At 48.7% G+C, this 19079-nt stretch carries 17 protein-coding genes; 11 read left to right on the top strand and 6 right to left on the bottom strand.

Annotation, left to right across the window (positions count from 1 at the left end; all coding sequences use genetic code 11):
• Positions 1–54: 54 nt before the first annotated feature.
• The gene (locus tag ODZ53_RS16280; RefSeq protein ID WP_372678331.1) at positions 55–774 is read right to left on the bottom strand and encodes a DUF2225 domain-containing protein; all 720 of its coding nucleotides are present in this window, start codon (positions 772–774) and stop codon (positions 55–57) included.
• A gap of 458 nt (positions 775–1232) precedes the next feature.
• On the opposite strand from ODZ53_RS16280, the gene pheS reads away from it, so the two are divergent.
• The 3 genes from pheS (at position 1233) to zapA (ending at position 5064) form a co-directional block, all read left to right on the top strand.
• Complete coding sequence (pheS, locus tag ODZ53_RS16275) at positions 1233–2267, top strand: phenylalanine--tRNA ligase subunit alpha (RefSeq protein ID WP_087345341.1); 1035 nt, start codon at positions 1233–1235, stop codon at positions 2265–2267.
• 15 nt (positions 2268–2282) lie between these two features.
• Complete coding sequence (pheT, locus tag ODZ53_RS16270) at positions 2283–4706, top strand: phenylalanine--tRNA ligase subunit beta (RefSeq protein WP_372678328.1); 2424 nt, start codon at positions 2283–2285, stop codon at positions 4704–4706.
• An 82-nt stretch (positions 4707–4788) separates the two neighbouring features.
• A complete protein-coding gene (zapA, locus tag ODZ53_RS16265) occupies positions 4789–5064 on the top strand; it encodes a cell division protein ZapA (protein ID WP_007728510.1) in 276 nt (91 codons plus the stop codon).
• A gap of 95 nt (positions 5065–5159) precedes the next feature.
• On the opposite strand, the gene ODZ53_RS16260 is transcribed toward zapA, so the two are convergent.
• Positions 5160–5534 (bottom strand): phage holin family protein, encoded by a 375-nt coding sequence (locus tag ODZ53_RS16260; RefSeq protein ID WP_041749319.1) that lies wholly within the window; start codon positions 5532–5534, stop codon positions 5160–5162.
• A 245-nt stretch (positions 5535–5779) separates the two neighbouring features.
• Here ODZ53_RS16260 and ODZ53_RS16255 point away from each other — a divergent pair, with 245 nt between their 5' ends.
• The 7 genes from ODZ53_RS16255 to ODZ53_RS16225 all read left to right on the top strand — a co-directional run bounded on the left by ODZ53_RS16255 (position 5780) and on the right by ODZ53_RS16225 (position 12758).
• Complete coding sequence (locus ODZ53_RS16255) at positions 5780–8137, top strand: endonuclease MutS2 (protein ID WP_372678326.1); 2358 nt, start codon at positions 5780–5782, stop codon at positions 8135–8137.
• Positions 8138–8154: 17 nt separating this feature from the next.
• The gene (locus ODZ53_RS16250) at positions 8155–8565 is read left to right on the top strand and encodes a DUF350 domain-containing protein (protein WP_007728502.1); all 411 of its coding nucleotides are present in this window, start codon (positions 8155–8157) and stop codon (positions 8563–8565) included.
• Positions 8566–8846: 281 nt separating this feature from the next.
• Positions 8847–10145, top strand: coding sequence for a nucleotide sugar dehydrogenase (locus tag ODZ53_RS16245; RefSeq protein ID WP_234127436.1), 1299 nt, complete (start codon positions 8847–8849; stop codon positions 10143–10145).
• A 145-nt stretch (positions 10146–10290) separates the two neighbouring features.
• Positions 10291–10878 carry a sigma-70 family RNA polymerase sigma factor gene (locus ODZ53_RS16240; protein WP_372678323.1) on the top strand — a complete coding sequence of 196 codons (588 nt, stop codon included), beginning with the start codon at positions 10291–10293 and terminating at the stop codon, positions 10876–10878.
• Positions 10857–11618, top strand: a complete 762-nt coding sequence (locus ODZ53_RS16235) for a DUF4179 domain-containing protein (RefSeq protein ID WP_372678321.1) — start codon at positions 10857–10859, stop codon at positions 11616–11618. The genes ODZ53_RS16240 and ODZ53_RS16235 overlap by 22 nt, the downstream gene beginning before the upstream one ends.
• Positions 11619–11724: 106 nt before the next feature.
• The gene (locus ODZ53_RS16230) at positions 11725–11925 is read left to right on the top strand and encodes a cold-shock protein (RefSeq protein WP_012685372.1); all 201 of its coding nucleotides are present in this window, start codon (positions 11725–11727) and stop codon (positions 11923–11925) included.
• Between the two features lie 218 nt (positions 11926–12143).
• Positions 12144–12758, top strand: coding sequence for a hypothetical protein (locus ODZ53_RS16225; protein ID WP_372678319.1), 615 nt, complete (start codon positions 12144–12146; stop codon positions 12756–12758).
• Positions 12759–12825: 67 nt separating this feature from the next.
• On the opposite strand, the gene ODZ53_RS16220 is transcribed toward ODZ53_RS16225, so the two are convergent.
• Both ODZ53_RS16220 and ODZ53_RS16215 read right to left on the bottom strand, forming a co-directional pair.
• Positions 12826–13653, bottom strand: a complete 828-nt coding sequence (locus ODZ53_RS16220) for a M55 family metallopeptidase (RefSeq protein ID WP_016739026.1) — start codon at positions 13651–13653, stop codon at positions 12826–12828.
• Positions 13654–13816: 163 nt separating this feature from the next.
• Positions 13817–14953, bottom strand: a complete 1137-nt coding sequence (locus ODZ53_RS16215) for a glycosyltransferase (RefSeq protein ID WP_372678317.1) — start codon at positions 14951–14953, stop codon at positions 13817–13819.
• A gap of 210 nt (positions 14954–15163) precedes the next feature.
• On the opposite strand from ODZ53_RS16215, the gene ODZ53_RS16210 reads away from it, so the two are divergent.
• Positions 15164–16513 (top strand): glycosyltransferase family 4 protein, encoded by a 1350-nt coding sequence (locus ODZ53_RS16210; protein ID WP_372678315.1) that lies wholly within the window; start codon positions 15164–15166, stop codon positions 16511–16513.
• A 126-nt stretch (positions 16514–16639) separates the two neighbouring features.
• On the opposite strand, the gene ODZ53_RS16205 is transcribed toward ODZ53_RS16210, so the two are convergent.
• Positions 16640–17458: a hypothetical protein gene (locus tag ODZ53_RS16205; protein WP_372678313.1), complete on the bottom strand. Its 819-nt coding sequence runs from the start codon at positions 17456–17458 to the stop codon at positions 16640–16642.
• Positions 17451–19079 carry a hypothetical protein gene (locus ODZ53_RS16200; RefSeq protein ID WP_173625350.1) on the bottom strand — a complete coding sequence of 543 codons (1629 nt, stop codon included), beginning with the start codon at positions 19077–19079 and terminating at the stop codon, positions 17451–17453. Before ODZ53_RS16200 ends, ODZ53_RS16205 begins: the two co-directional genes overlap by 8 nt.

Raw genomic sequence — 19079 nt, 5'->3', positions numbered from 1 at the left:
TACTATTTTTACCATATTCTTGCAAATGTTGCATATAAAAAAAGATCGACATGTCTAGCCGATCTTTTGCTCGTTCTTTTTCTCTTTATACTCTTCACGAGCGAGTTGCCATTGATCCTGCGCCATCCGGATAATGCCGCTCTCAATGGTGTGGTTGCGAAAGGCGAGTGCCTTGCCGAAATATTTAATGGCTAAGTCAAACTTTTCGAGTCTGCGATAGAGTTCACCAATCAAGTACAGCAAGCGGACTTCGGTCATTTCTTTGTCACCGCGTGTATAATCGGAATGAATATACGATTGTTCATATTCTTCCACGGCCATATCGATAAAGCGCATTTCTTCCGTGACATTTTTTTGGTATCGATAAAGCCATGCAAGGCGCAAATACAGACCCGCTTTTACGGAATGGGGCTGATCCGTGATTTCAGCTGCATAAATAGCCAGCTTGTAGCTGACAATGGCTTCTGGTACGTGTCGAACCTTGCCAAAATCTTTTGGCTTCCATTTCGAGGAGATTTGTTCATCCACAATCTGCTTTTGCCAGGGGGCGAGCTTGTCCCGGAATTGATCCGTAAAAGCAAAGCCGCATTCAGGGCAGACATTGACGGTATATAAAATGGGATTTAAAGATTGTTCTTTAAAAGTGGTATAAAAATCGCTGTCGCGGTTGACCATCGTCAACGTGCCGCTTCTGATTCTTTTGGTCGAAAAGGTCGCTTGGCAATGGCTGCAGCTGCTTGTCTTATCGTAAAGGGCGGAAACATTGTCTATCATGTCAAAATCCCCTTTCGAATGGGTAACATACACATGAAAACACAATCTGGATATGTAACATTTGTAGAATTGAAAGTTCTCTCTTGTTACGCTATAATTTTCCTTACGTCACAATTATAACGTAAAGCGATGACGGAGACTAGTACGCAGGACCTATCTGTTTTTCCAGGGAGAAGATGCCACAGACTGCGAGCATCTTTAACATGATAGCTGCCGAATTCACTCCAAAGCCGCACTCTGAACCGCTTTTCGCGCAGTAGGAGCAGCCGGGTCATACCCGTTACCAATGATCTGAAGTGAGACAAATGTCTCTTTCCACTAGTGATATTGTCATGCATTTGTCACAGGGTGGAAGCGAATTGTCTAACAAGGGTGGTACCGCGAGAAAAAAGTAACTCGTCCCTTTTTGAGGGGCGGGTTTTTCTTTTTCCAAAACAGAAATAAAGGAGCGATTCGAAGTGCAAACTCGGTTGCAAGAAATGAAAGAGTCCGCACTGGGCCAAATCAGCCAAGTGACAGAAGCCGCACAACTTCAGGATTTGCGCGTCAAATACCTGGGGAAAAAGGGCGAGTTGACAGAACTGCTGCGCGGCATGGGCAGCCTGTCCCCAGAAGAGCGTCCAGTTGTCGGTCAGCTGGTGAATGAAGTAAGGGAAGCGCTGGAGGCAGCGTTCTCCGGTAAACAAAAAGCATTTGAAGAAGCGGCTCTCTTTGCCAAGCTTTCTTCTCAAACGATCGATGTGACACTGCCAGGACGTCCAGTACCAGCAGGCACCATGCATCCGCTTTCTCGGATCATTGAAGAGATCGAGGACATCTTCATTGGTCTAGGCTTCGAGGTGGCAGAAGGTCCTGAGGTTGAAATGGACCACTTCAACTTCGAGATGCTGAACCTGCCGAAGGATCACCCGGCACGCGATATGCAAGATACGTTTTACGTCACAGAAGAGCTGCTGCTCCGTACGCAGACATCCCCTGTGCAAGCACGAACAATGTTGAAAAAAGAAGGCAAGACCCCGCTCAAAATGATCTGTCCGGGTAAAGTGTATCGCCGTGATGATGACGATGCGACACATTCCCACCAATTCACGCAGATCGAGGGTCTTGTGATTGATAAAAAAATCGGGATGAGTGACTTAAAAGGTACCCTCTTGACGTTTGCCCGCCAAATGTTCGGGGAAAACCAGCAAATTCGTCTGCGCCCAAGCTTCTTCCCGTTCACGGAGCCTTCCGTAGAAGTAGACCTGCAATGCTTCAACTGCGGCGGTCACGGTTGCCGTGTTTGTAAGCAAACAGGCTGGATCGAGATTTTGGGTGCTGGTATGGTACACCCGCGCGTACTGGAAATGGCCGGCTACAACCCTGAGGAAGTCAGCGGCTTTGCATTCGGTATGGGTGTGGAACGAATTGCGATGCTCAAATACGCGGTAGAGGACATCCGCCATTTTTATACCAACGACGTTCGTTTCCTGCGTCAGTTCAATCGAGGCTAGAGAGGAGAGGTAAAGATGAAGGTATCGTACCAATGGTTATCTGAATACGTCGATCTGAGTGGAACGACGCCCCAGGAGCTGGCTGAAAAGCTGACTCGCAGCGGGATTGAAGTAGACGCAGTTGAATCCCGCAACGAAGGTGTATCCGGTGTTGTGATCGGTTATGTAAAAGAACGCAGCAAGCACCCGGATGCAGACCGTCTCAACGTATGTGTGGTTGATGCAGGACAAGGAGAAGACCTGCAAATCGTTTGTGGAGCAGCGAACGTAGACAAGGGACAAAAAGTTCTCGTTGCCCTGATCGGTGCGAAGCTCCCAGGTGGCCTGAACATCAAGCGTTCCAAGCTACGCGGTGTAGAATCCCAAGGAATGATCTGCTCTGCAAAAGAATTGGGCTTAAACGACAAGCTTTTGGCAAAAGATCAGCAAGAAGGCATTATGGTTCTGCCAGCGGATGCGGAGATCGGAATGGATGCTGTTTCGTACCTCGGCTTGGATGACTACGTGCTGGAATTGGGATTGACCCCGAACCGTTCGGATTGCTTGAGCATGTTGGGGGTTGCTTACGAGGTTGCTGCTATCTTGGGCAAAGAAGTGGTATTCCCGCAAATCGAGCTGACCGAAAACGGTGGCGACAACCCGATCCAAGTTAAGATCGATGCGACAAACGAATGTTATCAATACCACGGCCGTCACTTCACCAACGCCAAAATCGCGACATCTCCGCAATGGATGAAAAATCGCCTGATGGCAGCAGGAATTCGTCCAATCAATAATGTGGTAGACGTAACGAACTATGTCCTGCTCGAGTACGGTCAGCCGCTGCATGCTTTCGATGCGACACAGGTAGCTGACCGCTCTATTATCGTTCGACTGGCAAACGAGGGCGAAAAGCTCGTGACATTGGACGATCAAGAGCGCGCGCTGGATGCACAAACCTTGCTGATTGCCGACCAGACCAAAGGCTTGGCGATCGCTGGTGTAATGGGCGGAGCGAACTCCGAAATTACTGGTGAGACGAGTGAAATCATTCTCGAAGCAGCTTGGTTCACGCCAAAAACAGTGCGTCGCACAGCTCGTATGCTCGGCATGCGTACAGAAGGCTGCGTACGTTGGGAAAAAGGCGTTGACCAAGCACGTGTACAAGAAGCTGGTGAGCGCGCCGCTGCGTTGATTCAGCAACTGTCTGGGGCAACAGTATCCAAAGGAATCAGCTCTGCTGTTGTGAGCGAAGCTGCGCCTGCTGTTGTTTCCGTTACGCTTACAAAAATCAATCAGCATCTCGGAACCGACATGTCTGCTTCTGATGTATCGCCGATTTTCGAGCGTCTGCAATTCCCGTATGAAGTAGCGGGCGACAAATGGACGGTAACCGTTCCAACGAGACGTGGCGACATTACGCTGCCAGAGGATTTGGTGGAAGAGGTTGCACGTCTGTACGGCTACGACAACATTCCGACCAGCTTGCCTTCTGGTTCGACCACACAGGGACAGTTGACAAAAGAACAGCAATTGCGCCGTACGATCCGTCATCACCTGATCGGTACTGGTATGAATGAAGCGATTTCCTATGCACTGGTTCATCCAGATCATGTTGAGGCAGTAGCGGGTCTGCATCAGGAAAAAGTAAACCCTGTTGCACTCATGATGCCAATGAGTGAAGACCATAGCGTTCTGCGCACAAGCTTGATACCTAGCCTCTTGGAAACAGTGGCTTACAATAAAAACCGCCAAAACCACGATGTTGCGATTTTCGAATTGGGCCGTGTGTTCTTGACAAAAGAAGAAACACTCACCCAGCTTCCGGAAGAGCGTCTGTATGTAGCGGGTGCATTGACTGGACAACTGCTCACACAAAACTGGATGGGCGCCAAGCAGCCTGTTGATTTCTTCCAAACCAAAGGGATTGTGGAATCACTCTTCGCTCGTTTGGGCATCCAAGCTACCGAGTACAAAGCAGTCCAGGACATCGCAGGTATGCACCCAGGACGTACCGCAGAGGTATGGGTAGGAGAAAAACGACTGGGCTATCTGGGGCAAGTTCATCCGGGCACAGAAAAAGCGTATGATCTGTCCGAAACGTACGTATTCCAGTTTGATGTAGCTGTTTTGATTGATGTAGCTGCCGAGGTCGGACATTATAATCAGCTGCCGAAGTCCCCGGCGGTAACGCGTGACTTGGCTCTCGTTGTCGATCGTAATGTAGCTGCTGGTGCATTGGAAGCAACGATTCGTGAAGCGGCAGGAGAGCTGCTTGAGTCCGTAACCCTGTTCGATGTATACATGGGTGAGCGTATTGCCCAAGATAAGAAGAGCATGGCATTTGCCCTCGTATTCCGTCACGCAGAGCGTACCTTGCAGGACGAAGAGATTCAACAAGTGACTACTGCTGTCATCGAAGCCTTGAAAAACAACACAGGTGCTGAATTGCGCGTGTAACACAGCTTGACGAAATCTGACATTTTCAGTAACCTAAAAAAGGATAATGTAGAGCAAAGGTCGCAGTAGGGAGGTACCTCTCGTGCAAGGTGATGGGAAAAATCGTTTGACGGTGGACATCTTTGGCCAACAATACCGGCTCAGCGGCAAGGCAAGTGTCAATCACATACGCATGGTGGCCGGTTTCGTTGATGACAAGATGAACGAAATCGCAAACGGCAACCATCGACTGGATACTGCCAAAATTGCCGTACTTTCTGCAGTCAATATCGCGGATGAATACTTCCGCTTACGTCAGGAGTACGAAGAACTGCTGAAAATCATTCAGGAAGAGGCAAAGGCTAAACCGATAGATTAAGGAAAAGAGGGGCGAAATGCCTCTCTTTTCACGTTGTGGGTAAAATGAGAAGAGCCACCCCGTCTTTGATGGGATGGCTCTTTGTTGCATTTTTCCTATGTCTCCTGCTTGTTCCCGGCATCTCCATTGCGCAAATCCATATGGGTTTTGATCGGGATAAACAAGTCGATGATCCCAATCACCAAGGAAGCCAGGAGCGCTCCAAGAATCGTTACGCGGAAGCCAGAGACGATGAACTGTGTGAGATAAATCACGACGGCACTGACCAAGAAGCCGATAATACCCCGATTGTACGGCGAAATTCGTTCTCCGAAAATGGCTTCTACGGCCCAGCCAATCAGTGCGATGACAACGGCCGCGAGCAGAGCTGTCCAAAAACTGCTAACTGAAAAGCCGGGGACCAAAAAGCCGACAAACATCAGGACTACGGCAGCGACGATAAAGCGGACGATATGGCGCATGATCGTCAAGTGTACTCCTCCTTTAGGGTTGTTTCACCTTTCATTCTCTCACGCAAGGAGCTGAACTATGCCAAACGAAAACGTGTAAAATTATCCTTCGCAGGTGGTGCCTGTCCGGTGCTACCCGTTGCCCAAGTTTTCTAAGCTCCGCTGCCATGCTATAATGGGGAGATATCGTAATGATTGCCGGTATAGACCGTCGCTCCCGCCCGCACGGTACAACGGTCGCCGCTGGATAAAGAAGGAGGAGCACAGTGGAACAACGGGTTTTAAAGACGTTAGAATACGATAAAATAGTCGCCCTGTTGATTGACAAGGCATCTTGCACATATGGAAAAGAAAAAGCATCAGAGCTGATTCCTTTTTTACGCTTGGATGAAGTCATTACCGCTCAGCAAGGGACTGAACAAGCAGCAACCGTGTTACGCTTAAAAGGCAGCGTACCGCTCGGAGGCATTCGCGATATCCGCGGCCCCGTACAGCGCGCCAGATTAAACGCCATGCTCGCCCCGATGGAATTGCTGGATATCGCCAGCACCGTTATGGCCGGACGCAGGCTCAAAACGTTTTTGCTCGATATGTGTGACGATCACGAGCTGCCATTATTGCAACAGCAGGCAGAGCGTATTGAGGGCCTGCGCGAGTTGGAAACCGAAATTCGCCGCTGTGTTGATGAAAACGGCGATATTTTGGACAGCGCGAGTCTTGAATTGCGACAGGTACGTCAGGAGATTAGACAGCTCGAGTCGCGCATTCGCGAAAAGCTCGATCAAATGACACGCTCGTCTACGTACCAAAAAATGCTGATGGAAAACATCGTTACGATTCGTGGAGATCGTTTCGTCATTCCGGTGAAGCAGGAGTATCGTTCGGTATTTGGTGGAATTGTTCACGATCAGTCGGCATCCGGGGCGACGCTCTTTATCGAACCGGAAGTGATCGTCGAGATGAACAACAAGCTTCGCGAGCTTCGTCTGCGCGAGGAGCGTGAAGTGGAGCGCATTCTGTATGTGTTGACGGAGCAAGTATCCTTTGCGGTAGAGGCTTTGGTCGAGAATACAGAAGCACTAACAGAGCTCGATTTTATGTTTGCCAAGGCGCAGCTTGCCTGGAGCATGAAGGCGATTTGTCCACGCATCAATGATCGCGGATACGTAAACATGCGAAAAGCGCGTCATCCACTCATTCCACGAGAAGTTGTCGTTCCAGTAGATGTGGAGCTAGGTGGAGAGTATCAGGCGATAGTTGTGACGGGTCCGAATACAGGGGGGAAAACCGTTTCCCTCAAAACAATCGGACTGCTGTCCTTGATGACGATGGCGGGCTTGCATATTCCGGCAGAAGAAGAGAGTGAGATGACTGTATTCTCCTCCATTTTTGCCGATATCGGGGATGAGCAATCCATCGAGCAGAGCCTGTCTACATTCTCGAGCCATATGACCAATATTATTCAAATCTTAGCGAAAATGGATAACAAGAGCTTGGTGTTGTTTGACGAGCTAGGCGCAGGAACAGACCCAACAGAGGGTGCTGCTTTGGCCATGTCCATCATCGACCATGTGATTGATTCCGGTGCGAGATTGGTTGCAACGACTCACTACAGTGAACTGAAGGCGTATGCCTACGATAGACCTGAAGTCATCAACGCCAGCGTAGAATTTGACGTACAGACGTTGCGTCCTACTTATCGCTTGCTCATCGGGGTGCCTGGCAGATCCAACGCGTTTGCCATCGCAAGACGCTTGGGATTGCCGGAACACATCATTGATGTAGCGCGTGGCTCGATCAGTGAGGAAGACAATCAGGTCGAGAGCATGATTGCTTCGTTGGAGCGTAATCGCAAGTCGGCGGAAGCAGACAGGTTGGCGGCAAAGGCAGCCCGCCAGGAAGCGGAAGAACTGCGTAGACAGCTCGAGGAAGAGCGCGCCCAATTTGCTGAAGAGAAAAACAAACGAATGGAGCGAGCAGAAGACGAAGCGCGAATTGCCGTCCAACTCGCAAAAGAAGAAGCAGAAACGATCATTCGCGAGCTGCGCGAAATGATGGCAGAAGGCATGGAAATCAAGGAGCATCGTCTCATCGATGCGAAGAAGCGCTTGGGCAATGCCGTGCTTGAGCTGGAGAAGGAAAAGGTGAAGAAGCCGGCAAAAGCAGTTCGCGCCACGCAGATCAAGGTGGGCGACGAGGTAATGGTGACGAGCTTCGGACAAAAAGGAACCGTGCTGGAAAAGGTAAACAATGAAGAGTTCCTCGTGCAAATCGGGATCATGAAAATGAAAGTAAAACGCGATGATATGCATGTACAAAACTCCATCCAGCAAAAACCGCAAGCGGCTCCGTACACCTCTGTGAAGCGTCGCAGTGACAATATCAAGATGGATCTCGACTTGCGCGGCTACAACGTCGAGGACAGCATTCGGGAAATCGATCAGTTTTTAGATGATGCACTGCTGGCAGGCTTGCACTCGGTGTCCATTATTCACGGACACGGGACAGGGGTACTGCGAAAAGGCGTGCACGAGTATTTGCGGAGTCATCGTAATGTAAAATCCTTCCGCTTAGGCGGTCAAGGAGAAGGCGGCGTAGGTGCTACCATTGCCGAATTGAAATAAGAGGTCGGGAGGGACATATGGAAAGCCTTCTACACAATCCATATTTTGCAACTGCAGCTTATTTTACAGTGTCTGGACTGGCGATGGTTTTATTCTTAGCCATTTTTGAACTGGTGACGCGATATCGTGTTTGGGAAGAATTGAAGCGTGGGAACATGGCAGTAGCAATGGCAACAGGCGGGAAAATTTTTGGGATCGCGAACATTTTCCGTTATTCCATTCAGGCGCATTTGTCTTTGGGCGAAGCGTTGATTTGGGCGACATTCGGATTTTTCCTGTTGCTGTCTGCGTACTTCATTTTTGAATTCATGACCCCAACGTTTAATGTTGATCAGGAAATTGCGAAGGATAACAGGGCCATTGGCTTTATTGCGATGGTCCTGTCCATCGGTTTTTCGTATATCATAGGGGCATCCTTGCCTCGTTAGACGGGTTGAACGATATTTCAAACGAGAGTATAATTTGATTTGGCGAAAGAGTACCAAACTATTCTGCCCAATCAACGTCCTTTTTACGAAAAAGAGGACAAGCCAAGATTGTATGGGGGAGGAACAGCCTTGGAAACGTTGTACAAGGTCCTCATCGGATTGTGTGTGCTTTTTATCGCTGCAGGTGTTTACTACCTGTCCTAAAAATATACGCAAGTTGGCCGCGTGACTTCTACAGTCATACGGACCTTACTTGGAGAATGTGAAAGAGGAGATACGCAATGACTCAACCTGTACGCGTAGCTGTTGTGGGATTGGGGTTTGTAGGCTTGCCGTTGGCGCTTACCTATGCCATGAAAGGAGCAAACGTCATCGGTATTGACGTCTTACCGCATGTCGTCGATGAGATCAATGCGGCACATTCCCATCACCTGGAGTCCTATCAGGGAAAAACGTTGCCAGAGATCCTCAAAGAGCAGATTGAAGCAAAACGTTTCCGTGCAACGTCCTCCTACGAGGAAGCTGCTGCGGAAGTCCATAACTATATTGTAACAGTTGGGTTGCCTGTTCATAACGGCGATCCTGATCTCGGACCGCTGAAAAGCTGTGCACAGTCGCTCGGTCGTGTACTGAAAAAAGGCGATACGATCATGATCCGCAGTACCGTCGTACCAGGAACGACAGAAGATGTGATTCTGCCGATTTTGGAGGAAACAAGCGGTCTTGTTGCGGGTGTCGATTTCTACCTGACATACTGCTCGGAGCGAATTGCAGAAGGGCGTGCTTTTGAAGAGTTCATCCATATGCCGCTCGTTTTGGGTGGCATCAATGAACAAAGCGCTGAAAAAGGTAAAGAGTTGTTGTCCTTCATCAGCGAGACGGACATCACAATCACGGATATCCGCGTAGTCGAGACAGCAAAAGTCATCGAGAACATCCAGCGTGATGTAAACATTGCGATGGTGCAGGAATTCGCTCGTTTCTCTGAGGCATTTGGCATCGATACGTTCGAGCTGATCAAGGTTGCTAATACGCACACACGTGTAAACCTGTTATCGCCAGGACCGGGTGTAGGCGGCTTCTGCTTGCCGAATGCGTTGTACTACTTGCAGCCTAAAGCACGTGAATTGGAAGTAAACCTGCCGATTCTGCAATTGGCTCGCAACACGAATGATGCGGTACCTGAAGTGTTGATCGGCATGCTCGAGCAAGCTTTGAAGAAGAATGGCAAGACATTGGCAGGAAGCCGTGTAGCTGTGTTGGGAATGGCGATGAAAGACTTTTCCAATGACGACCGTGTAAGCCCTGTCCACGACCTGATCAAGGTGCTCATGGCAAAAGGAGTAGACGTTCGTTCCTACGATCCGGCTGTTCCGACTGTGTATGATCACAAGGTTGACAGCCTGGACAAAGCAGTGAATGGAGCAGATGCGTTGATCCTGACTGCTGTGCAAAAGGAATTTGCTGAGGCAGATTGGGCACAGGTTGCTGAAAAGATGGCTGACGCGCCGATCCTCTTCGATACAAAGAACCGCATCCCGCGTGACCTTGTCAGCAAGGCGACTGTGGTGCGCATTTAATTCTTGAACAAGTTCCACTGATTTGAATGCCAAAACCTCTCTAAACGCACGTAAAAGCGTTTGGAGAGGTTTTTTTCATAAAGTAGTGAACCATATTGAACGAGAGAGCCAATACAAGGTGTATACAATTTCAGGGGGCCCTCCGATGAATGATCAAATGTTAGAACTGTGGCTGGACCGTTTGCTTGATGGAGATCAAGAAGCTTTTGAGGTGATCTACAGCATGACGCGGACAAAAATTTACGGTACCGTAGCAGCCATGGTCACGAATAAAGAAGATGTTCATGATATTGTAAGCGAAATTTACTATCAGCTATGGAGATCACTGCCTGCCTATGATCGCAAGCGTCCGTTTCTTTTCTGGGTGAATGGGATTGTCATTAGACAGGTGAAAAACTGGCGTAGACAGATTTGGAGAAGATTCCGTCTGTTAGAACGAAAACAGAGCTTGGAAGAAGAGCAACATGTCGAAACACCGGATGAGCCAATGCTTGCGATGGAGTCTGCCACAGAGATGCAGCAAGCAATCCAAAAGCTGCCGTTCAAGCTGCGCATCGTCGTGATTTATCGGTATTACTACGATTATACGTACGACCAGATAGCCGAACTGCTGCAAATACCTGCGGGCACGGCAAAATCGAGAAATCATCTGGCATTAAAGCGAATCCGCGAGTGGATTGACGTCGAATGGAATGAGGAGGAACTCCAAACATGTCTATCGAAAAAATCATAAAACAGTCTCTCACCAAAAAAATAGACGAGACCACGATACCTGATGAACTCGACCAGCGTGTCAGGCAGTCCTTTCATCGCTATCACAAAAAAAAGGAGACTGTACCGATGAAGAAAAAATTACTTATGATGGGATTAGTTGCTGCTATTATTCTGCCGACTGGAGTATATGCGGCTTTAAATGGAACCTCTTATTTTGCGGACAATCCAAAAAACTTGAACAGTTTGGTGGGTGAAGAGGTTAAGCGAGCAGCGGAAAAAGGGTTGTCCATACCGATCGATCAAAAAATTACCGATCAGAGGATTACGATTCATTTTACGGAAGTGTATGCGGAAGATGGCAAAGTTCTGCTCCACTATCGCATTGAACAACAAAATGGAGAACTGGTGCCTTTCGAATTCGATACGACAGGTTTAAATGTGGTAGGCGAAGCAAATGGCAATCCTGTGTACCAGGAAAAAGGCGTGGAAGGTACAAGTGTTTTAAACTTTATCGGGACCAAAGAGGATAATATGCCTTTCTACTTAACAGACGAGACCGGTAAGGAAGTAGAGGTGGGAATAGCCGATCATGACAAGCCAGAGGGCGTCCTTGCCTTCGTCGCGCATGGATTCAAGCTACCACAGCCACTCACCTTAAATATCGATGTGAACCGGATCGGCAAAACAAAGGGCAACTGGAAGGGACAATTTATTGTGGACCAGAGCAAAGCCAAAGAAGCTACAGAGGCTGCGAAGTAGGAGGAAAAAATTCGGTCACGTATAATAAGCCTCGTAAATGGCAATAGTAACCGAGGTAAGACAATATTTCAAATGTCATGTAAGGGTTACATGCTAGGAGGCAAAAATGGAACGTGGAAGAGTAAAGTGGTTCAACAGTGAAAAAGGTTTCGGTTTTATCGAGCGTGATGGTGGAGATGACGTATTTGTTCACTTCTCCGCTATTCAGGGCGAAGGGTACAAATCCTTGGACGAAGGGCAAGAGGTGGAGTTTGACGTAGAAAATGGTCAACGCGGTCCTCAAGCGACGAACGTTCGGAAATTATAAAAGCTGAAACGACAAGCAGACTCACATGGTGAGTCTGCTTTTATATTTGGTTAAGAGGAGTAGGAGTAGCTACAGAGGGGGAAAGAAGTGAATTTCCAGTCTACGCTTCGGAATGCGAACAAAAGTATATTTTTGCAAATCCACATCATTTGTCCAACACGCTTTGTCCGTCTTTCGCATTTACATGTAGTAGTCTCATGTAAAGGAATGAACTGCACATGTCCCGTCGGAAGGATAAACTAACAGTCATTTACCAAAAGGGTAAAAAGCGAATGGTCGTGAAGACATTTTTGCGTGAAACCAGTAGAGTGGTTGTCGTACTAAATACGCAGTTTACAAATGCCCCAAACACCACCCAAATTGCCAGCGGGGCAGGACGAAGCAGTGCTTCCGGTAATGATGCCGCCATCGATTCATCGAACACACTGCAACAACAGAGCGTGGGAGCTGGTGGAATTGCGCGAAATCGGGGAATGGCCGGCAAGCAATCGGAGTATCATGGTCATCATAAGGGCAAAAAGAAAAATGGAAAAGAAGCCATTGTGGTGATAAACGACCAAGTAGTCAAGCTGGCAAGACGCCTTGCAAATGCTTCCGCCACACAAGTTGCAGGTGGGGGTGGCACGTACAGTACAGGTGGTACGAATGCTGCGATTGAAAGCTCCAACACGAAGCAACAGCACGCTGTTGGAGGCGGGCCAGGCTCTCGCGCATCCAATCGAGGAATGAACAACAGACAGAAGGAGAAAGCGAAGGGAAAAGCAAAAGCAAGAAAGGGAAAAAGAGGCTTTCGGCCACAAGTAGCCCGGAAACGGAAGAATGGGCGAGCTTGAATAATCTACCGCCAAAATGGAGAACGGAAGAACTGATTTCAGCCCTTCCGTTCCTTCCTTCTTCTTTTTAAAAAAATTCAGCACCGGATGCCAGGTTCAGCATAGCGCGCATTGTTTTGTACATATCCTGTGGATTGGCTGCATTGTAATAAACTGTGTTTGTTGCTGTTTCATAACGCGTGCCCGGGACAATAGCGGCCATCTCGGCTTGTCCTGCGTGCGAGAATTCCATCGCCAGCTCTACAGGTACAGCTGTACGGAATGGCTGGATGTTGTTCCGGTTGCGCAAGGCATTGGCTGTCTTGCGTTTCAGTTCAGCGGTCGCTTCTTCGCGCGAGAGACAGATAGCAGCTGTGCGGGATACCGCTTCCTTCACGATCGCTGTTTGGATGCCTGGAATCAGTTCCTGTGCTTCGACGGCGATGAGATTATCACCAGACACCATGACAACAGGAACGTTATGCATACCCGCGATCGCGGCGTTAAAGCCGAACTCACCCACGACTTGTCCGTTGATATACATATTGTGAACCACACCGGACATTGTATGGCTGAGCACACCAGGAATCCCTTGGCGAGTATGATAGCCGATAAACATCGCTGCATCAAAGCTCTCATCGATTCCCTGCATCATGGATGAATCGCGTGGAGAACCTGCCAACAGTCTCGCTTTCGGATGGAGCTTTTCCCAGAGAATGTTGTTCATCGTGTTGTGGCTGTCTGCTACGACAATTTCCGTTACGCCAGACTCAAGTGCAGCTTCAATAACCGCATTGGCATCATCTGTCATAAATTGGCGTCCACGCTGATAGTTAACCCCCGAAGCTGGGTTAATATAGCTCGTATCTACAATGCCTGAAATACCTTCCATGTCTACCGATAGAAATAGTTTCATCTCATTTTCACCCTTTCTGTCTGGTGCAGCTTGCTATACAAAATAGTTCCAATTCATATGTAACCAGATTGATCATGAGTAGGCAACCATAAAAACAGATTCTTCAAATAAATCATATAAAAAAAGCACGGTGCCCGCTTTTCGCGTTTCACCGTGCCTTTCGTCATTTCAGTAACGTACGATAAAGAGCAACAATTTGTTCGGTCATGAGTTGAATGGTAAAAGTCGATTCTACTTTGTTCAACGCGTTTTGCACCAAGATCTCACGCAATTGTGGTGAAGTCCAAAGTCGTTCCATTGCTTGCGCCAACAAAGCAGGATTTCCCGGTTCGACGATCAGCCCCGTTTCGCCATCGAAAACAAACTCTTTCACACCACCGACATTGCTTGCTACGACAGGAACCTCCGAAGCCATTGCCTCGATGATGGTATAGCCAAGCCCTTCGTACAAGGAAGAGTGGACAAAGCCATCTAAGGCATGCAAGCACGCAGGAATGTCTTGTCGAAATCCAGCAAAGCGAACACGCGATTCCAGCCCCAATTCTTTTACCTTCGCTTCAAGCATGGCACGTTCAGAGCCGTCTCCGATCAATACGAGGTAAGGAGCCCCCCCTTTCGTGTTCGCCACAAGCGTATGAAAAGCATCGAGCAGAATCGGGAGCCCTTTTACGGGAACAAAGCGAGCTGCTGTCCCGAACAAAAAGGCGTCCTCTGGTATGTTCCATTCCGCACGCAGTCGATTGCGGTCATTCTCCCGTAAATGGTTTTGCCGATAAGGCTTCATGTCCATTCCGTTATAAATCACGCTAATGTCAGACGAGCGAACACCCTGCCCCCGCAAAATATCGGCAATCGCACCACTGATCGCGATGTAATGACGGTTCCAATGTCTCGTGCTCATTTCCATCATGCTGACAATGGCATAGGCCAAGGAGCTTGTATAATCATAACGGAGTGAGCTGTGAACAGTGGTCAGCAAAGGCACCTTCATACCGCGAGCGGCCAGTCGGGAAAAGAAGTTGGCTTTAATCCCATGCGTATGAATGATCGCTGGTTGGAATGTGGTAAAGGCATTCCGCAGAGCCTGTAGCAATCGTAAGTCAAAACGTCCGAACTGATTCAGTGTAATGACTTGGATGCCTGATTCCCGCAATTTACTCGCAAAAAGAGAATCATAGAAGCATACGACTGCGACTTCTACTTCGTCGACTGGAAAAGTAGTGACCAAATTGAGAATATGTTGTTCAGCACCGCCAAATTCCCCCCCGCCAATCACGTGGAGGACTCGTAATTTGCTCATCTGAATTCACCCGAATCGTAATTAAAAACCCCTACTGAGGTTATGTACATGGAGGCACGACCGAATAGAGGCGGTGTACCGAAAAAATAAACGATCATTTGTAAACAAAGCCATTTTCACTATAGCAGATGCCTGCTAGATTCGCAATAAGACAGCACTTATGGTATCGTTGATGATGGAAAATTGAAATGGAGAAGGACGGTTACGTAAATGAATACGCACAACGTGTTGATCATATGCTACATATTTCCTCCTATTGGGGGAGGAGGCGTGCCAAGACCGTTGAAAATGGCCAAATATTTGGGGGAGTTTGGCTGGAATGTCCATGTACTGACAGTAGATCCTGCTTATCATGCGACGCTCGATCCATCCCTTTTGGTACAACTGCCGAGTGATGTCACCATTCACCGTGCGAAGGAGTGGCAGCTGCTGCCGAATCGAGGGGGACAAGCCCCATCAGCAAGTGCCAATACAACGTCTACACCATCACAGCCATCATTTAAGGCGAAGGTAAAAAAACAGATCGTCAATGTGCTGAAAAAAGTTAAGCCATACCTGTTGATTCCAGACGACCAAATCCTGTGGATGCCGAATGCACTCAAGCTAGGGCGAGAAATCATGCGACGTGAAAAGATCGACGTGATTTTTTCTACATCGGGACCAGTAACGAACCATTTGATTGCGAAAAAGCTTTCCCGTGAGTTTGGCTGCAAATGGGTAGCGGATTTCCGTGATCCATGGACGCAAAATATGCACACCTCTGGCATCGAATGGCGAGAGCGCATGGAAGAGCGAATGGAGGAGGCGGTGATGTCCCAAGCGGATGCGATCACAACCGTTACTGCGACCTTCGCCTATAATTTTCGAGAGAAGCACCAGAACCGCATCAAGCGGATGGAGCTGATCTACAATGGGTTTGATCAGGCTGATTTTCAAGGGTTGGCTCCCAGCCATGCTGCTCCGGACAAGTTTCATGCGGTGTACGCAGGTATTTTGTATCAAAAGCGCAACCCACGCCTTCTCCTGCAAGCCATCCGGGAACTCATCGATGAAAAAGTAGTAGACCGAAATGATCTCTTGCTCAGCTTTGCCGGGGTGTTCGATTATCCGGGGTATTCCGAAAATCGCGACTGTGTGGAAGCATTGGGGCTGAGTGACATCGTTCGCGTGTTGGGGAACCTGCCGCATAAAGAAGCGCTCGGATTGATGAAAGGCGCGAATGCTCTCTTGCTGATCGGGGATGTGTCCGCTGACGCCGGAGCGTATATTCCGGGCAAGCTCTACGAATACATGGGGATTGGCAACCCGATCCTTGCTCTGAACAAAAGAGGCGAAGCGACAGAGATTATTGAAGATTTCCGTCTTGGGCAAGTAGCCGATCCTGAGCAAAAAGACGAGATCAAGCAAGCATACCTGAAGCTGTATCAGGAGTGGAAAGCGCAAGAACAAACGGGTAGCGAGGAACGCGGAGCGGATTTTGCAGAGCGTGTGAAACCGTATGAGCGCCGTGAACAGGCGAAGCAATTGGCGCAATTGATGGATGAACTGGTGAAAAAATAGTACAGCATTGCCCCGGAGCCAATGAAGGCTGCGGGGTTTTCTTCAAAATAAAAGGACCTGACGATGTTCGCCAGGTCCTGATTCGTACCGATTTGTCTGCTACCAAGCTAAGGTAGCAGGCTTTTTTTAGTACAGCAAATATTTCTCTACTTCTTCCGGTTCCTTGATGTGAATGCCACCGGTATCGCCGTATTTAAACAGGTTGAATATCACTTGCTGGTCCATCGTTCCAGCTTCAGGAAGTGGGAGAATGATCCAAGTCTCGTATTGGTGGATCCGACGGTCTTCTTTACCGAACCAAATCGTTGTCTTGATCGTGGATTCCTTCAAGATGTAATCCAGATCAGGGCGTTCTCCCAATTGCTTTTTCAATGGTTCAAACAGTGGGCTTTGGCTATTTTTCAGCCATTCTGCTCCAGTCATTTTTAACTGGAACGGAACGCTGACTACACCGATAACCTTTTCCTCAGGCAATTGAACGGCCTTGTCCATGAAAGGCAGCCAGTCCTCGAAGCCTTTCAATACATCAAACGCTAGCGGCTCATCCGGAGCGGTTACAAACTGCTCATTTGCCTTGATGTAGCGTTTGTCGTTAATTCGATAGTACGAATAAGGCTGGGCTGCGATGCGAGCATCCACATTGTAGCCTTTCCCGTTGATGACAGCTCCATTGAACATACTCGTCGTGGTACGAGAGAGAATCGTGTTTTTCACATACCCTTTATACCAGTAGGTCTGTGCCTCTTCATCCGTTTTGCCCTTTTCCAGGGCTGTTTTCAACCACTCGGCCCCTGACTCGGTTTGGACCGTCGTCGTTTGATCCGGCTTCTGGTCAAAATTGGTAGTGGCAAAAGCCTTCGTCCCTGATTCATACGTGCAGCCACCGAGCAGGGAGGCTGTGCAGATGGCAGCGAGCAATGCCCATGCTTTTGTCGCTTTACGCATGGCGAAACCTCCTTACGACTCCGTATCCCAAGAGTCCCACGAATAGCGCGATTGTGAGTCCGAGTACCGGAATGTTGTGCTGCTTAAACACGAGAATACGATGCGTATTGTACATATTAGCCACGATTTCGTTTTCCTTGTCGCCATCGATGTCGCCGATTTGCACATTGATCAGCGGCATGTAAATGCGCCAGTTTTGTTTCAAGCCCTCTGGCGTGTAGTCATAGCCAGACAAATAGCGAGTATCTGTGGTACTTACCCAGCTTTTCGCTTTGGCTACGATCTCAGGCTTGGCGTTGTTACCAATCGTAGCAAAGTTGGAGAAGCGGAAGCTCTTATCGTGGTCACCGCTTGCCCACAAAATTTCCCACGTACCGTCCGCTTTTGGTTTCAAGATGTACGAAGGTTTGCCAGCCACGAGTAGCTCATCAACCTTGTCGTTGTCGATATCGGCAGGAATGAACTCGCCAGTTGCCAATTCAGCCTGTTTGCGTGTCAGTGTGTACGATTCTGTCAGTGTCCCATCCGGCTCTACAGACAGTACACTCAGGTGCTCGCCCATAACAACGATTCCCTCGCGGCCATCTGGCAGCATCATGGTGGTCATCAGCTTGGTTGCTTTTGTCGTGCCGCCAAAAGGCTTGCCGTCGTAGTTACCTGTCAGCATACCATCCTTGATGTGTAGATCCGTGTACTTGGAACCCAGTGTTTGTCGTACGTCTATACTGCCTGCATTATCTGCCAGTTGATTTGCGATGTTCTCCATATCAAGCATAAACGCACGATAGGGTGCCGTTCCGATTTGCATCATGCCTTCCGCATATGGTTGGCGTTGGACATTCGGTACCAATTGACCATCTTTCATCGTGTAATACGGGAAGCCTGGGTAATCGGTCGGCAGTTTTTCCTTGATGATCTCCATGGTTTCTGCCGGAATCTGATCATTCGGCATCCGCACCATTTGACCATCTTTCCAGGTCAGCACGTAAAGAGAAACAGGTTCCGCCTGCAAATGACGCAGCTTCTCCGCCATTGCTTTTTTCTCTTCTTCCGTCTCTGGCTTTTCAATTTTTTCCGGCAGTGGAAGCTCCTCGGCATTGCCGTACGTAATGATCTCCATCTTGCCATCGCCATTGACGTCTTGCAGCGTGATCGGGAAATAATCTACCCAATCGCCGTTGTACAAACGATCAGATTCGTATGTCACGGTAAAGTGGCTCAGTGCAGTCAGAGTATCTCTGTTGAACGTCACGTTCGCCAAAAGTGCGATCAGAACTAACGAGCCGACTGCACGCCAGTTGAGGCGCCCATACCATTTCACGAGAAGCGCAATCACGATGACTGCGATTGCACCACCGATCAACAGAGCAGCGGTCGTTTTCACATCGACACGTGTTAGTGCCCGATCCAAGAGCAAGAAGCCGATGGTAAACACAAGCACTTGTCGACGTTCCGACGGATGTACCACAAAGTAGCAAAATGCTAGCAGTGGCAGGAAAATGAGTACAGCAATCCACGTTAAATCAAGGAACGCGGGTTTCACGAGCAAATGATAAATCAGAAACAGGGCAATGGCGTACAGCGCCCAGCTTATCGTATCGAGAATAGGATTCCGGCGCAT

This window comes from Brevibacillus sp. BD137 (assembly GCF_041644655.1).
GTDB classification, from domain to species: domain Bacteria; phylum Bacillota; class Bacilli; order Brevibacillales; family Brevibacillaceae; genus Brevibacillus; species Brevibacillus brevis_D.
Note: the sequence above shows the minus strand (reverse complement) of the source record. Positions and strands in the feature narration are given on the sequence as shown.

Excerpts from the sequence above, each read along its gene's own strand:
- ODZ53_RS16280 (WP_372678331.1), bottom strand. The coding sequence starts at position 774 with ATGATAGACAATGTTTCCGCCCTTTACGATAAGACAAGCAGCTGCAGC.
- pheT (WP_372678328.1), top strand. The coding sequence starts at position 2,283 with ATGAAGGTATCGTACCAATGGTTATCTGAATACGTCGATCTGAGTGGA.
- ODZ53_RS16250 (WP_007728502.1), top strand. The coding sequence starts at position 8,155 with ATGGAAAGCCTTCTACACAATCCATATTTTGCAACTGCAGCTTATTTT.
- ODZ53_RS16245 (WP_234127436.1), top strand. The coding sequence starts at position 8,847 with ATGACTCAACCTGTACGCGTAGCTGTTGTGGGATTGGGGTTTGTAGGC.
- ODZ53_RS16240 (WP_372678323.1), top strand. The coding sequence starts at position 10,291 with ATGAATGATCAAATGTTAGAACTGTGGCTGGACCGTTTGCTTGATGGA.
- ODZ53_RS16235 (WP_372678321.1), top strand. The coding sequence starts at position 10,857 with ATGTCTATCGAAAAAATCATAAAACAGTCTCTCACCAAAAAAATAGAC.
- ODZ53_RS16230 (WP_012685372.1), top strand. The coding sequence starts at position 11,725 with ATGGAACGTGGAAGAGTAAAGTGGTTCAACAGTGAAAAAGGTTTCGGT.
- ODZ53_RS16225 (WP_372678319.1), top strand. The coding sequence starts at position 12,144 with ATGTCCCGTCGGAAGGATAAACTAACAGTCATTTACCAAAAGGGTAAA.
- ODZ53_RS16220 (WP_016739026.1), bottom strand. The coding sequence starts at position 13,653 with ATGAAACTATTTCTATCGGTAGACATGGAAGGTATTTCAGGCATTGTA.
- ODZ53_RS16215 (WP_372678317.1), bottom strand. The coding sequence starts at position 14,953 with ATGAGCAAATTACGAGTCCTCCACGTGATTGGCGGGGGGGAATTTGGC.
- ODZ53_RS16210 (WP_372678315.1), top strand. The coding sequence starts at position 15,164 with ATGAATACGCACAACGTGTTGATCATATGCTACATATTTCCTCCTATT.
- ODZ53_RS16205 (WP_372678313.1), bottom strand. The coding sequence starts at position 17,458 with ATGCGTAAAGCGACAAAAGCATGGGCATTGCTCGCTGCCATCTGCACA.
- ODZ53_RS16200 (WP_173625350.1), bottom strand. The coding sequence starts at position 19,079 with ATGCGCCGGAATCCTATTCTCGATACGATAAGCTGGGCGCTGTACGCC.